The organism is Rivularia sp. PCC 7116 (assembly GCF_000316665.1).
Classification (GTDB): domain Bacteria; phylum Cyanobacteriota; class Cyanobacteriia; order Cyanobacteriales; family Nostocaceae; genus Rivularia.
Genome location: NC_019678.1, coordinates 4601873 through 4617233, shown reverse-complemented (window position 1 = coordinate 4617233; position 15361 = coordinate 4601873). Strand labels below are relative to the sequence as shown.

Annotated in this window: 10 protein-coding genes; 6 read left to right on the top strand and 4 right to left on the bottom strand. The window is 38.3% G+C overall.

Going from position 1 to position 15361, the window contains the following annotated elements:
* Positions 1-884: 884 nt before the first annotated feature.
* On the bottom strand, positions 885-2777 hold the full coding sequence (locus tag RIV7116_RS34000) for a calcium-binding protein (RefSeq protein ID WP_052330831.1): 1893 nt from the start codon (positions 2775-2777) through the stop codon (positions 885-887).
* A gap of 528 nt (positions 2778-3305) precedes the next feature.
* On the opposite strand from RIV7116_RS34000, the gene RIV7116_RS17895 reads away from it, so the two are divergent.
* Positions 3306-5603, top strand: coding sequence for a tetratricopeptide repeat protein (locus RIV7116_RS17895; RefSeq protein WP_232435709.1), 2298 nt, complete (start codon positions 3306-3308; stop codon positions 5601-5603).
* A gap of 100 nt (positions 5604-5703) precedes the next feature.
* Here the strand turns inward: RIV7116_RS17895 and RIV7116_RS17890 are convergent, their stop codons facing one another.
* Positions 5704-6189 (bottom strand): glycine-rich domain-containing protein-like, encoded by a 486-nt coding sequence (locus RIV7116_RS17890; protein WP_015119711.1) that lies wholly within the window; start codon positions 6187-6189, stop codon positions 5704-5706.
* Positions 6190-6492: 303 nt separating this feature from the next.
* Complete coding sequence (locus RIV7116_RS17885) at positions 6493-7872, bottom strand: cytochrome P450 (RefSeq protein ID WP_044291023.1); 1380 nt, start codon at positions 7870-7872, stop codon at positions 6493-6495.
* A gap of 392 nt (positions 7873-8264) precedes the next feature.
* Between RIV7116_RS17885 and RIV7116_RS17880 the strand changes: the two genes are divergently transcribed.
* The 5 genes from RIV7116_RS17880 to RIV7116_RS17870 all read left to right on the top strand — a co-directional run bounded on the left by RIV7116_RS17880 (position 8265) and on the right by RIV7116_RS17870 (position 14321).
* On the top strand, positions 8265-10370 hold the full coding sequence (locus tag RIV7116_RS17880; RefSeq protein ID WP_015119709.1) for a tetratricopeptide repeat protein: 2106 nt from the start codon (positions 8265-8267) through the stop codon (positions 10368-10370).
* Positions 10339-10659 carry a hypothetical protein gene (locus RIV7116_RS36505; protein WP_052330830.1) on the top strand — a complete coding sequence of 107 codons (321 nt, stop codon included), beginning with the start codon at positions 10339-10341 and terminating at the stop codon, positions 10657-10659. Before RIV7116_RS17880 ends, RIV7116_RS36505 begins: the two co-directional genes overlap by 32 nt.
* A gap of 17 nt (positions 10660-10676) precedes the next feature.
* Positions 10677-10805 (top strand): CHAT domain-containing protein, encoded by a 129-nt coding sequence (locus RIV7116_RS35025; RefSeq protein ID WP_232435827.1) that lies wholly within the window; start codon positions 10677-10679, stop codon positions 10803-10805.
* A 103-nt stretch (positions 10806-10908) separates the two neighbouring features.
* Positions 10909-11244: a serine protease gene (locus RIV7116_RS17875; protein WP_052330829.1), complete on the top strand. Its 336-nt coding sequence runs from the start codon at positions 10909-10911 to the stop codon at positions 11242-11244.
* 614 nt (positions 11245-11858) lie between these two features.
* The gene (locus tag RIV7116_RS17870; RefSeq protein ID WP_015119708.1) at positions 11859-14321 is read left to right on the top strand and encodes a hypothetical protein; all 2463 of its coding nucleotides are present in this window, start codon (positions 11859-11861) and stop codon (positions 14319-14321) included.
* A gap of 401 nt (positions 14322-14722) precedes the next feature.
* Here RIV7116_RS17870 and rpsD read toward each other — a convergent pair whose 3' ends face one another.
* A complete protein-coding gene (rpsD, locus tag RIV7116_RS17865; RefSeq protein WP_015119707.1) occupies positions 14723-15331 on the bottom strand; it encodes a 30S ribosomal protein S4 in 609 nt (202 codons plus the stop codon).
* Positions 15332-15361 lie beyond the last annotated feature (30 nt).

Below are 15361 nucleotides of genomic sequence, written 5' to 3'. Positions count from 1 at the left end.
GGTTAAATTCCGAAACTTTAACAATAGTATTTGTATTGTGCTGATATTCGATTGCGTAATTTTCCCCCATCAAAGAAAAATAATTATATTTAATTATCCCTATTGCCACTACGTGACAGTCCTCAGATATTACATTCAATTCTCTGTATATTAAATGACAGATAATTTATAGTTAAGCGACGAGCGCATCTCTATATAAAAACTATTAATTTGAAGATAGATAATAAGAGATTGGAAAACTTGCGAAAGTTTGTTTTCGCTCTTGTCGTCTAATTATCTGCATCCTAACCTAAAAAATTTTGATGGCAATGTATTACGTAGAACCTTCACAGTTTCTTTAAGCTCCGAATTACGTGTAAGCTCAAAATTAGAAGATAGAACATAATAGAGAGATAATAATTTTTAGCAAAATGTTCCCAAGCGTTGTTTGACTGAAATGGCGCATAATCAAGAAGTTTCTCGGGTTCGGCAGCAAGTTTTTGACTGCTAATGGGCAAAAATCAAAGCTATGAAGAAATTTCCTTAGCATTGCGTACTTCTGCGGATGCCTGTCTAAAAAGGATGGGACAGGTTTATAAGAAGTTCAATGTTAGTAGTAGTAATAGAGAAAATCGTTTACAAATCTTTTCAAACAACAAATGGAAGCAATTGAAAACTGAGGTAGTAACGAAGATAAATTGCAGCAGTTATTGATAAATAGTCATACCATTTCTTTATAAAGATGCGCCGAATATAGCCCATGTAGATGGGCTTTGTTTGAATAGCCCCAGCCTTATAGGCTGAGGGCTATTCTTGAAATTATCTGTCTCCCCCAAAATAGGGGGTTGGGGGGCTATTCATATTTTTAATCAGCAGCGCCGATTTTCTCACCCACCTACTTATAATTATGCAAAGGTAATATCGTTAGCAGTATCAAAGGTGCTACTGACTAATGCAATCACATCGTCTTCAAGAAGATTAAATTGTCCATCGCCATTATCCAGAGAAATAGTGGTTCCGAAGAATACATAATCACTTAGAGTACCAGTAAGTTGAATTCGATCCTCACCAGATACAAAGTCTTGAATAGTTGCAACATCGCCAAAACCAGCATCAGTATAGAAGAAATTGCCACCTTCTCCTAAAACAAATGTATCTGCTCCGGCTCCTCCTGTTAAGTTATCTATTCCGCCAAAACCATTGATAATATTATCTTCAGCGTTTCCGATAATATTGTCATCTTGGGTAGTACCGGTGACATTGACAAAGTTTTCGACATTAAAATTGAGAGTGCCAATTCCGGGAATGCCATTAACCTCTAAACTTTCCGCCGCTAAGTCAACATTAATAGAAGCCCCATTTCCTGCACTTGAACTATCAATAGTATTGGCTTGATTGGCATCACCGATAATTGTCTCAACTCTGAAAAGTTGATCGGTACCATTACCACCATCTTTGACTATAGTGCCCGTAGGTAATAGGGTAATTGCTTCACCCAAACCAGTGTAATCAACTGTATCGTTACCACCGTCACCACTTATAGAGTCGCTACCGGCACTACCACCAAATATATTGTCTTTATCATTACCGGAAATAGTATCATCTTGAGCAGTACCAATAACATTCACGAAGTTTTTCACGGTACGATTAAGAGTGCCAACTCCGGGAATATTATTAATCTCTAAACTTTCCGCCGCTAAGTCAACATTAATAGAAGCCCCATTTCCTGCACTTGAACTATCAATAGTATTGGCTTGATTGGCATCACCGATAATTGTCTCAACTCTGAAAAGTTGATCGGTACCATTACCACCATCCTTAACTATAGTGCCCGTAGCCCCAAGGCTAATTGCTTCACCTAAACCAGTGTAGTCAACAGTATCATTGTCATTGACACCACCGTCGTCACCGTCGATGATATCGTTACCGGCGCTACCACCAAAGAAATCGTTGCCACCGTTACCGATAAGGATATTATCTTGTGCATTACCGATAATCCTGTCATCTCGGTTAGTACCAGTGACATTCACAAAGTTTTTAACAGTGAAAGTTACGTCACCCAAAGCAGGAATATTTTCAACAGTTAATCTGTTTTCGGACAAATCAACATCGAAAGATGTAACTCCACTAACACTTGTCGAACCATCTATTGTATTAGCTTGTCCAGTTGCACCAACGATAGTTTCGATGTTTAGAATTTGGTCTGTACCCAAACCACCTTTGTCAACAATGCCAACTGCGTTAAGAGTAATTGCTTGATTCAGTTGGCTGTAATCTGCTGTATCATTACCTTTTCCACCATCAAGGACATCATTACCCCGACTACCTTCGAGAATATCCTTACCTTTTCCACCGTCAAGGGTATCGTTACCTCTTCCACCATTTAAGCTGTCTTTACCGTTACCACCTTGAAGTAAGTCAGCACCATTGCCGCCATTTAAGGTGTCTTTACCGTTACCACCTTCTAGAACGTCTTTACCGTTACCACCTTCAAGGCTATCATTACCGTTACCACCTTGAAGTAAGTCAGCACCATTGCCGCCATTTAAGGTGTCTTTACCGTTACCACCTTCTAAAACATCTCTACCGTTACCACCTTCAAGGCTGTCATTACCTTTACCACCTTGAAGTAAGTCGGCACCATTACCGCCATTTAAGGTGTCTTTACCGTTACCACCTTCTAGAACATCTCTACCGTTACCACCTTCAAGGCTATCATTACCGCCTTTACCAGAAATGAAATCTGCATCGTTGGTACCAATCAAATTCTCGCTTTGAGGTCCACCATTTAGTATCATAGTTATGTCAATCCTTATAGACTGGGTTGGCTGGACGATTCGCTGGATTTCTCAGGTCATAGCGAATCGTCCTTTATTCATAAAATCCGACAGATATTGACTATTGAAATAATGTTGAAATGCCTCAATAAAGATTAGTGCAACGGAATAAGTAATATTCCACAACATACTCCAACAAAATTAATACTGTCTTCAAATTTTATTGCGTAAATTAACCACGACAACAAAATAAAGCAACATTCAATTACTTGTATCTCGAATCACACAGTAATATTGAAGCTGTCATACATCTCGGTCTTGAAAACTATTAACTTTTAATCGTAAATAGGTTTGCAAGAAGACTTAGTTAGCCGTGTATTTGCATACTAACGTAAAATAATTTTACACTTAAGTATTATTTGCTACCTTTACTTAAACTTCAAACTCCGAAAAACTCCGATATACGTGTAAACCCCAAATTAGGAGGTAGAATAGAATGGCGACATCATAATTTTTAGCAAAATGTTCCCAAGTGATTTTTTGACTGAAATGGCGCATAATCAAGAACTTTCTCGCGATCAGGAGGAAGTTTTTTTGCTGCGAATGGGGAAAGGTCAAAGCTACGAAGAAATTGCCTCGGAATTGGGGACTTCTGCGGATGCTTGTCTAAAAAGGATGGGACAAGTCTATAAGAAGTTCAATGTCAAGGGTAATAGTAGAGGTAAAGAAAATCGTTTACGAATCTTTTTAAGCAACAAATGGGAGCTGTTAAAAGCTAAGGCATTACCAGAAGATAACTCGCAGCAGTTATTGATAAATAGTCAGCAAACAAAAGTTTTTGATGCTAATAGTTTAGAAAATCAAATATCTCCCATTCTGCAAAACTTGCCAGCAAGGGAGTATGCAACCTTTGTTGGGCGCGATCGCGAAGTTGCTAGGTTGATGGAACTGCTTAGTTACGGGCATTCCGCTCATTTAATTAGTGTTGATGGTATTGGTGGTGTAGGTAAAACTACGATGGTAGTAGAAGTTGCCTACCGCTGTTTAACAGCAAGTTGCAATATAAATATAAATTTAAATAGTGCTGGTAACTTACCTGTTTTTGAAGCCATAATCTTTACATCTGCCAAGCAAAATCATCTTACCTGCATCGGACTTTTACCGCGACTAATTTATCAACGTACCTTGCGCGATATATGTCGAGAAATCGCTCGTATTTTTGAGTTTACCCAAATCAATAATTTATCTTTGTCAGAACAAATAGAAATTATTCACCATAAGCTTTCCCAGACAAGAACTTTATTAATAGTTGATAATTTAGAAACCATTGAAGATAAAGAAGGAGTCCTTTCTTTTCTCTACGATTTACCGCCAACAGTTAAAGTTGTTATTACCACCCGCGAACAGACATTATTTGTACCGATAAGACTTAATTCTTTACCACAAGAACATAGTTTACGATTAATTCAACATGAATCCAAGGAAAAGGGTATTAATTTAACCAGCGCACAATCTCAGGAAATTTACGAAGCAGTCAGCGGAATACCCGCAGCAATGATTTATGCGATTGGGCAGATGACTGCTGGTTATTTATTTGATGATGTATTGCGATTAATTAAACATCCCGAAGGTGATATTGCTCGTTTTTGCTTTACTGCTTCAATAAATCCGATAAAAAATTCGCCACCTTATTATCTATTAATGGCTTTGACTCTTTTTGTAGGTTCAGCAAGTAGGGAAACTTTAGACAATGTAACTTTTGAAAAGCCAGATCCAATTGTGGTATCGCAAGGATTGGTAAAGTTGCAACAACTCTCTTTGATTTGTCAGCAACAAGCACGTTATAGTTTAGCAGCTCTAACTCGCGAATATGCTTGGGCAGAGTTGGCTGCTAATGCAGAATTTGCTCAACACTTACGCCAGCGTTGGGTTAATTGGTATCTGAAATTTTCGGAATCATTCGGGAATTTAGATTGGAAAGAGTGGAATACCAACTATGAAAACTTTGAAGTTGAATGGGAAAACTTGCAAGCAGTTTTTGAATGGTGTATTGCCAATAATCGATATTCTGATGTCAAAACTTTTTGGAATTTCATAAAAGAATACATTTTTATACGTGGATACTGGGACGAACACTTAGAATGGAGCGGCTGGTTGATTGAAGCCGCTAAAAAAGAAAATGATTATTCCACAGCCGTATTAGCCATGTGCGATCGCGCCGTAACTTTGGTGAGAATACGCCAGATACCTCAGTTACGAGAAGCACAAAAAATATTAAAAGAAAGTTGGGAGTTGCGGCACCATCAATCTGCAAGTTTTGAATTAAAGTTAGCTGCAAATATGGCTATTTTGCACTTGCATCTCGGAGATTTACAGCAAGCTCAAGAATGGCTAGAAGTCAAAAAACAGCTTTTAGAAAAAGCCAGCTTAGATAAATCAGAATATAAGGGGCAGCAAGTCCAAATTTTGTACTACCAAGGGCAAATATTTTATCGTCAAGGAGATTATCAGCAAGCACAAATAATCTTCGAGGAAGCAGTAATAAAAGCAGAGGAGATTGAATGGCAAAAAGCAATTGCAGCTATTGATAATTGGTTGGCAGATATTGCACTTATGAATGGTGATTTGGCAGAAGCACGAAGATTATTAGAATATAGCTTACCAATTGCACAAAGACATAAAGATAAGCGAATTATTGCTTTTCATAAATCAACATTTGCGAAACTTGAAAAAACATGTGGTAATAAGTTTCAAGCTCATCGTTTAGCAAAAGAAGCAATTGACAGCTTTGAAAGCTTAAAAATGAGTGCAGAAGCAAAAGAGATGTATGCCTTGCTGAAAACTTAAGAAATCGGAAATTGGGTATTGGATGTTTTAATTATGAATTCTGATTAATAACACCATGCCAATTACCTAAAATCAATTATACCTTACAAATTATCAATGACTAATGACCTATTATTGTATTAGGAATTATTGGTAAATCAGCGCAAGCAGCAGGATTAGTATCTATAGGGATATCGGCACAAGCAGCAGCATGAAGAGATGTATTATCCAAAATACTAAATCCGAAAAACTCTTCAAATAAAGCTTTAGTTGTGCTAAAAGCTTGCTGGTGAATTAAAGAAGTTGCTTGATTTTGTTCGCCATAAATAGCAGAACAGTGATTTAAAATATAACCGAAAAGGTAGTAGCAATCTTGGATATATTGGATTAAATTTACTTCCATATGAGCGTGCCAAACTACATCGATTTCTGGGGTAGGAACTAATCCCGTAGCAGGATAAACCGACTTAAGATACAAGAACAATTTATAGCGATTAATTGCTACTTGCGTCCTTTCAATTGTCCATCCATGTTTAAACACAACTCTTTTGGCAACCATCTCGAAGTCTAAATTGTTCACCCTATCAAAAAAAGCTACAATTTTCATTGGTTTTATGATTTCAATAACAATATAAATGTGATGACTTTAACTGAATAATCATCTCCTATTTATACATCAGCCCTGTCTGGGGTGTTTTACGAAAAAAGTAGTATGTTTTATCACTTTTTTGTTGATTAACTCGAAAATATTGATAAATTTCAGTTTTATGCACTTTGTAAATTGAATTTAGTAATCGTGTCAGAAACCCGGTTCCTTGCTCGCAACACAATCAGATAATTATGCTTTCACGAATAGAAACCGGGTTCCTTTGGGCTTCGCAATTTGCCTCCCCCAACAAGAAAATTCTAGCTAAACAGCAACAGGTGTATTCGCTACTTTCTTAATCGGCTTTGCCACCATCTTCATTCCTGCGGGTGTGGCTAAAGTTAAGCCGCGACGCACGGGTTTTAAAGGGCGCTTATCGATTCTTGATACTTCATATTGCGATAAAATTGTTGCTAAAACCAGCTTCATCTCATGCATTGCAAACGCCAAACCAATACAGCGACGATTTCCACCACCAAAAGGGAAAAACTCGTAGGGGCTAAACTGTCTTTCTAAAAACCTTTCTGGTTTAAACTGCTGCGGTTGCGAGTAAACTTCTTCGCGGTAGTGTGCTAAATAAATACTGGGAATTATCCACGTACCTTTTGGTAATGTATAGCCACCAATTTCCATCGAACATGATGCAATTCTAGGAGTAGCACTGGGAACAATAGGATAAATACGCAAAGTTTCTTGACAAACTGCTGTTAAATAAGGCAACTTAGCAACTAAGTTGGGTTCTGCATTTTCCCCTAAATCATTAATTTCCTTGAGTAATTTTTCGCGTACTTCAGGTAAATAATCAACCCAATAGAAAGCCCAGGTTAAGGCAGAGGCAGTGGTTTCATGTCCAGCAAATAGCAGCGTCATTAACTCATCGCGTAATTCTTGGTTTGACATTTCTCCACCATCTTCATAACGCGCAGACATCATTAAACTTAAAATATCTTCGCGATTTGGGTTGGATTCAGCGCGACGTTGCTCAATTAAATCGTAAATTAAATCATCAATTTGTTGGCGTAAGTATAAAACCCTACCCCAAGGACTCCAGCTACCCCAATCTTTTTGTAAAACGGGGAAAAACATACCAGCAGACAGTAAAGGAGAACTCAAATAATCCAATAGCGAAGAAATTTTGAGACGAATTTTCTGTAAACGGTTTCCTTCATCCAAACCAAAAACCGCTCGTAAAATTACGCTTAAGGTAATTTCCTGCATCGACTCCCGGATATTAAAAGGCTTCTCCGTCTGCCATTCATCGCTCACCTGCTGGGCGATTTCGCAGATAGTCATACCGTAAGCCCGCATCCTATCCCCATGAAAAGGAGGAGTTAACAACTTACGCTGACGCTGGTGGCGATCGCCATGTAATAACAACACGGAATTATCCCCAACCAGAAACCTCAGAATCCGGCTTCCTCTGCCGGTTTCTAAAGATTTAGGATCGGCAGTAAAAATCTGTTGCAGCGCTTCAGGTTGACCAAAATAAACCGTGCTACTACCATCCTTCTGGGGAAGACTAAAAGTATCCCCGTAAAGTTGAGCGTTTTGTTCGAGGTATTGAAAAGGTTGAAAAATAAACTTCATCCGCCTTAAGAATATAGGCATTTCAACCGTTGGCGGCAGATTATAATTTGATGTCATGATTACTTGGGGTTTGAATACTTCCTTATATTGTGACGAAAAAATTAGTTCGCAGTGGGCAATGGGCATTGGGCATAGGGCATTGGTAATTTCTCCTTATTTCTTTCCTCCGCGCCCTCTGCGCTCTAGAAGGGTTTTTTAATCAACAATCTGAAGAAAAAAATCATTTCACGCCTATCTGCATATTTATATATAAAAAGTCAATACCCCTTTCAGCAATCATAATATTTTAAAAACATATAAAATAATAATCGTATTTGCGTAAAATCGCTTACAAGTATAGATATATATATACAGCGTAATTCAAGGGTGCCTAAATTATATCTACTTAAAATTTTATGATGGTCTAATTTTTATCGATTTCAGACATTTTGATTTACCTGTATAAAAACATGAAAAAACTTAAAAAAGACAATTATTCCCGGTTTGTCATACGCGATTTAGCGCGTTTCAGTTTGACAGCATTACTCGGTATTGTCTTAGTGGGTGAGTCGGTGAATGCGATACCGAAAAGTGTGGGCGTTGAGGTAGCGCAGCAAGGAGTCGTTGATAATAAAGAGCCGATTCGCAAACAAGTATTAAAGCTGATACAGGAAGGGAGACAATTATCTAAGCAAGGAAACGCAGAATCATTAAAGCAAGCTATTACTAAATGGGAGCAAGCCTTAGAGTTATTGCAGCAAATAGGAGAACTAAAAAGTTCGCAAGCAGTTCTGTTGTACAGTATTGGTAATACTTATAGCAATTTAGGAGAAAAGCAGAAAGCGCTTAATTATTACAATCAAGCATTACCTTTAGCGCGAGAAATTAAGGATAAATTCGCTGAAGCATCGATTCTCAACAATGTTGCTGTAATCCATGATGATTTAGGAGACAAACATCAAGCGTTCAAAGTTTACAATCAAGCATTACTTCTAAGTCGAAAAATTGATGATAAAGGTGGGGAAGCAACAAACCTTAATAATATTGGCGGCATCTATAACCATTTAGGAGATAAGCAGCAAGCGCTTAAGTTTTACAAGCAAGCATTGATAATAATACAAGAAATTAATGGGGATAAGCGTTGGGAAGCAGGAAGCCTTAATAATATTGGCCAAATCTACGATTCTTTAGGAGACAAACAGCAAGCGCTTGAATACTACAAACAAGCATTAACTATAAGTGAGGAAATAGCAGATAAAAATGGGCAAGCAATAACCCTGAATAATATTGCTGCTGTGTATTCCTCATTAGGAAAAAAGCGGCAGGCACTTACATACTATGAAAAAGTATTACCTTTATTGGAGACACTTGGATATAGAAGAGAGAAAGCTATTGCCCTTCACAATATAGGTAGTATACATTTAGATTTAGGAGATAAGCAGCAAGCACTCAAATTATTAAACCAAGCATTACTTCTAAGCCGGGAAGTTGAAAATCAAAGCGGAGAAGCAGCAACTCTAAATGCTATTGGCGAAATTTACAACTTATTAGGAGATAACCAGCAAGCCCTTAAATTCTATAACCAAGCATTAGTTCTAAGACGCAAAGTTGAAGATAAAAGTGGAGAAGCCGTAACCCTTAATAATATTGGTAGTGTTTACTCCTATTCGGGAGAAAATCGAAAAGCACTTGAATTTTTTGATAGAGCATTAATTTTGAAACGGAAAGTTGAAGATAAAAGCGGAGAAGCAAAAACTCTTCATAACATCGCTACAACATACAGAGATAGTAACTTACAAACAGCCCTCACTAACAGCAAAGCCGCAGTAGATATCATCGAAAATCTCCGCACCAAAGTAGATAGTAACGAGTTACGTACATCCTACTTCGCCACAGTTCAGGATATCTACAAACTCCACATCGATATTTTGATGCAACTGCACAAACAAAACCCATCAAAAGGATACGATGCCCAAGCAATCCATGCCAGCGAAAAATCTCGCGCTCGCGGACTTTTAGAATTATTAACCGAAGCAAATGCCAATATTCGTAAAGGTATAAAACCCGAACTATTAGCTCAAGAAAAGAACTTACAACAATTAATCAATTCTAAAGAGAAATCACGGCTTGATAAACTTAGCGATAAGAATGTTTCTAAAACAGACGTACAAAATTTACAGCAAGAAGTTCAAAATCACATCAACGAACTCAATCAACTCAAAGCCAAAATTAAAACCACCAGCCCTAAATACGCTCAACTAAAATATCCCCAACCTCTTAACTTACCTAAAATTCAGCAGCAATTAGATAAAGACACCGTACTTTTACAATATTCCTTAGGTGAAAAACGCAGCTATCTATGGATGGTAACTCCAGATTCCCTCGATAGTTACGAATTACCCGAAAGCGAACAAATAGAAACAGCAGCCAAGAAATTAAGAAATCTTTTGCAAGATCCATCTACACAAGAACGTTCCATAAAACAAACAAGTGAAGCTGCGATGGAACTAAGTAATTTAATTCTTGCACCCGTCGCAGATAAACTTGGTAAAAAAACGTTTGATAATCGTCGGTGATGACGCTTTGCAATATATTCCTTTTGCGGCACTTGCCGATTTAAATTCACAACCAGCCAGGGATTTTGAATCCCTGTCTAATAGCAAAAGTCCTCTCAAGAGGACTAATGATTTACTTGTTTCTTCGCATAATGCGTCAAATAAGATTTTTTCAGTCCGTTTCAACGGACTTCAGCTATTAGACTGGGGTTTGCAACCCCAAGTCGGTAAAATGCTCGCGCAGGGTTCAAAATCCAAATCCCCGCAAGATGAGGATTGGGGAAAGAAGTCAAAGGTGAAGGATTGGTAGGATTGACAAGGGGACTAATGTATGCAGGTGCCGAAAGAGTTGTGTTGTCGTTATGGAATGTTAAAGACGATTCAACTTCATTGTTAATGCGTCAGTTTTATCAATACCGCTGTTGTCAAAAAAATTATTGCTGGTACAAACTTTAAGGAAGCCAATCCATATAAAAACGATTGGGCTGTTGTTAAAATTGATAAACCCCTCGGAAAAAAGTACGGTCATTTTGGATGGGTGTCTTTACCAACATCAACTATGCTTAAATATCCAAAAAAGTTTCGCATGATAGGCTACTCCAAAGACTTCCCGACTCCTGAAACTTTAAAAGCTTTTCCTTATCTCAAAGCCGGTGAAGGATTGACTGCTGGTGTTCATGATGGCTGTAGCATTCTTAAGGAAGAAGCGGGTTCCTTATCTCACGATTGCGATACCACGGGGGGCTCTTCTGGAGGTCCAATTGTAGCTCAAATCAAAGGAAAATATTATATTATCGCTCTTAATAATGCCGAAAGATTCGATATGTATGGGGGAGCAATAGACAACCGTGCAGTAAAAGTTTCTTTCTTGAATCGATTATTTGGTAGAAGGTAGCAGTAGCCCACTCTATAAGAGTAGGGCTACGATTACAAAGCCCACCTTTGTGGACTAAGAATTCTTATTTTTAGCCCACGAAGGTGGGCTTTGTTTGTATAGCCCCAGTCTTATAGGCTGCGGGCGATTAACAACTTGATTCTAAATTTATAACAACATATTGGGAACTTGATATTAACTTACTTCTTCACATATTCTTAGTAAACTCAAAGTTTGTACGGCAAGCAACTAACTGTACTTTAATTACAAGTAATTAGTATTACTGATACTAAGTAAAAAAAATACAAAAGTATCCATTTTTATCATCAAAATTCTATATTTATTTGTATTTTCAAGTACTTGCAAAAACTTCAAAAATCATTAATAGATTTACTGATGTATAGTTAAAAAAAATGTAATAAATTATCAAATATAGGGTCAAATAGCAAGGAAAAAACCAGTGTTTTTAATGATAGTGTGACAACTTTTTAAACTGTACTAAGGGCTGTCATATTGGTTTTGATTAAATGTACGGTAATGCTATACACCTCCGGTTACAGAGTATAAAAAGTTAAAAGGGGAGTTAGTTATTCAGAGTTATCTACCGATGGAAGTTCATTAAATATGAGTGAAACATGGCTACTAAAATCAATCAGTTCGATGATAGTAATCTTCAAAGCCAGAATTCCTTCTCGTCGGTAACAAACAACGCTCTACCTCAGTCTCCTACGAATAATTTAGATATTTCGGCTGCTACCTATTTAGGTGGAAAAGAAGATGATTCTACTAACGCTGTAGATATTTCCCTCGATGGTAAATTCGTCATCGTAGGAGGTTCTTTAAAGAATGCTAACCTCGGAGCAGAAGAGACTGAACTCCTTGGTGGTGGTGACGGAACCATTGTCCGTTACGATTCTCAAACAAATCAAGCTGTTGCTACAACTCGTTTACCAGGCAAAATTCTTGATTTAGAAGTCTCAAAAAATGGTGATATCGCCGTTGCTTATGAAGGTGGAATAGCTGTATTAAACGCCGATGCGACAGAGGTTAAATGGAGTCAATCTCTAAGCCGCGTTATGCGTATCGCTATTTCCGATACTGGAAAAGTTGGTGTTTTACAAGATAGTCAAGGTCCCGACAGAGCTTATCTCTATGACAGTAACGGAGAACGACTAAAAGACTGGAGTACGGGCAAAACCAGACGGCAATTTGCTGATATAGCAGTAACCGACCAAAACGGAGGTATGGTTATTACGACGGGGTACGAACAGAAAACTAATATCTTACAGGTTGCGTTCACCCAAGCATGGTCCTATGAAGGAGAAGATGTCTGGAAAAACTATGATTTTGATAATAAAGACATCTACGAAGAAAACTTGATGGCTGATACGCGGGGACAGCGTGTAGCTATCGGACGCGACGGACAGCTATATTCTTCATACTACGTCAATGGCGGTACCGGCTTTTCTATTTTCTATCGCGATCCTTTTGATTTATCAGAAAAGGTAACTGGCGATAGGAAAATAGAAACGGATAAATATAACAGTCCTACTAATGTCGGTTCGGTAAAGATGAGTTGGTATGGACGTTACAACCTTGAAAATGGCGATTTAATCAAAGGTCAATCTTTATTAGGCCGTCGTGACGATGGTAAAGGCAACTCTGTTGATATAAGTTCGATTACAGCCACCGAAGACGGTACCGTAATCATAGCTGGAAGTGCAGCCGGTAAAATTGCCAACCGCGATAAACAGACTATCGAAGGTCAAAAAGTAAGCGACTATGTTTCTTACGATGGATACATTGCAACTATCAGTCCAGACTTTCAAGAAAGACTTTCATGGACTCCGATTTCAGATAGTGGTGGTGGAGTTGTAGCTTCATTCCGTAATGGTACAACAGCAGCAGTCGCAACTACTAATTTTACAGGAAGCCAAATTACTCATAATGCCATACAAGATAGTGCAGGTGGTAAAAACGACGGTTATCTGATTGTGATTGGTGGAAATGATGTACCTCCGGGAACAGAACCAGCGACCCCAACAGATAATCCCACACCTGTAGATGACACTCCAGACACCACTGGCGGAAATGAAACTCCCATTGAAGGAAAAGATATTCTTGAAGTCAGCACCCTGGAATCCTATGGTGGAAGTCAAGACAATCCTAAAAATGGAACTGTAGAATTATCTTCTGATAACGAACTCAACATAAAGGGGAATCGTTGGCAAAAACTGGAAATTAACTCTACCATTACCGAGAAAAGCATTCTACGTTTTGAGTTCGCAGGTAACGGTAATGGTGAGATTCAAGGCATCGGCTTCGATAATGACAATGTTATTAACACCCAGGATGGTAAACGTTTCTTCCAAGTTGATGGTAGTCAAAGTTGGGGTATTGAAAATCTGAGTCAATTCATTGTAGGGAAATCTGGTGACAAAGATATTTATGAAATCCCAGTTGGTCAGTTCTTCACCGGAGATTTTGAATACCTGACAATCGCTAACGATGATGACCAAAAGAACCCCGACGCTGAAGGTAAATTCAGCAATATTAGGTTATTTTCAGATACTCCTCCGACCATACAAACACCAGAAGAAACACCAGAAGAAACCCCTGATTCACTTAATATTTCCATCAACGGACAAATTGAAACAGAAGAAGTTTTATCCTACGGTGGACTCGGTCAAAACACAAGCATAACTTCAACGATTAAGAACAATTCGGAATTGAGGTTAGAGAAAAACGGTTGGAAACGCTTAGATATTACTGGATACGAAGTTACTGAGGATACTGTACTCAAATTTGAGTTTGCAGGTAATGGAGAAGCTGAAATCCAAGGTATTGGTTTCGACAACAATAATGCAATAAGTGGTAACGATGGAGATAACTTTTTCCAAGTAGATGGTAGCCAAGGTTGGGGTATCGAAGACCTAGATGATTACATTACAGGTTCCAACAACGGATTCACACAATATTCCATTGATGTCGGAGATTTCTTTACCGGTCAATTTGATTCCTTAACCATCGCTAACGACCATGATGTCGCGAATCCTACCGCTGTTGGACAATTCCAAAACATTGAACTAATTGGTTAATTAATTCACCGGAAATAAATTCTCGGTCTAATAGTACAAGTCCTATAAATAGGACTAACATTTTTGAAAAGTTCGTAGTAAGGACTTTAGTTCTCCCATAGCTAAAGCGACTGATTACAAACTAATAAAATATATTTAGCGCGGGGAAGTAGCAAACTTCTTCACGCTAATTTTTTATTCGTGGATACTTGATTATTTTATTTACAAAAAAGATGCTTTCAACTTACTTAACGCTCAATTAAAAAATTTTACAAAATACTGATTGGAAAAATCTTTATTATTCGCCTACTTTTACGATTCAAGGTGAGTGGAAGTAAATAAAGGGGAGAGAAGAGGGGGAGAGGAAAAGAATCAATTCAAAGCTCTTAACTCCTAACTCCTCACTCCTAACTCCAAAATCGTTAAGCTTTTCTTGAGTAGTATTCCACTACTAATAGTTCATTGACGCTCAAAGCTACCCATTCGCGTTCGCAAACACCATTTACTTTTCCAGTCAAGTTGTTTTTATCAAACTCTAAATGGCTGGGAAGGTTTGCTAAACCAGGATATTGCAAATTGGTTTCTACCAATTGGCGAGAAGCTTCTTTATTTTTGACTCCGATAAGATCTCCAGGACGACACTGGTAGCTGGCGATGTTAACTTCGCGACCGTTGACTTGAACGTGTCCGTGGTTCACCAGTTGCCGTGCTGCGGGGATAGTTGGAGCCATTCCCAAACGAAAAATGGTGTTATCCAAGCGCATTTCGAGGAACTGTAGCAATACCTGTCCGGTAGAACCAGTAACTCGTCTCGCTTTACGGATATAACGTACCATCTGCTTTTCAGTTAAGCCGTAATTGAACTTGAGCTTTTGCTTTTCTTCCAAGCGGATAGCATACTCAGAGCGCTTCTTACGGTTTTGACCGTGCTGTCCGGGGGGGTAAGCACGTCTAGCGGTTTTACGACTTAATCCTGGTAATTCACCCAGGCGACGTGTAATTCTTAATCTAGGTCCTCTGTATCGGGACATATAGCTCCCTTAATTCTATCCTTTCAAATT

Coding starts and splice junctions, on each gene's coding strand:
- RIV7116_RS17890 (WP_015119711.1), bottom strand. CDS start 6,189: ATGAAAATTGTAGCTTTTTTTGATAGGGTGAACAATTTAGACTTCGAG.
- RIV7116_RS17875 (WP_052330829.1), top strand. CDS start 10,909: ATGCTTAAATATCCAAAAAAGTTTCGCATGATAGGCTACTCCAAAGAC.
- rpsD (WP_015119707.1), bottom strand. CDS start 15,331: ATGTCCCGATACAGAGGACCTAGATTAAGAATTACACGTCGCCTGGGT.
- RIV7116_RS17895 (WP_232435709.1), top strand. CDS start 3,306: ATGGCGCATAATCAAGAACTTTCTCGCGATCAGGAGGAAGTTTTTTTG.
- RIV7116_RS34000 (WP_052330831.1), bottom strand. CDS start 2,777: ATGATACTAAATGGTGGACCTCAAAGCGAGAATTTGATTGGTACCAAC.
- RIV7116_RS35025 (WP_232435827.1), top strand. CDS start 10,677: ATGTATGCAGGTGCCGAAAGAGTTGTGTTGTCGTTATGGAATGTTAAA.
- RIV7116_RS17880 (WP_015119709.1), top strand. CDS start 8,265: ATGAAAAAACTTAAAAAAGACAATTATTCCCGGTTTGTCATACGCGAT.
- RIV7116_RS17870 (WP_015119708.1), top strand. CDS start 11,859: ATGGCTACTAAAATCAATCAGTTCGATGATAGTAATCTTCAAAGCCAG.
- RIV7116_RS17885 (WP_044291023.1), bottom strand. CDS start 7,872: ATGACATCAAATTATAATCTGCCGCCAACGGTTGAAATGCCTATATTC.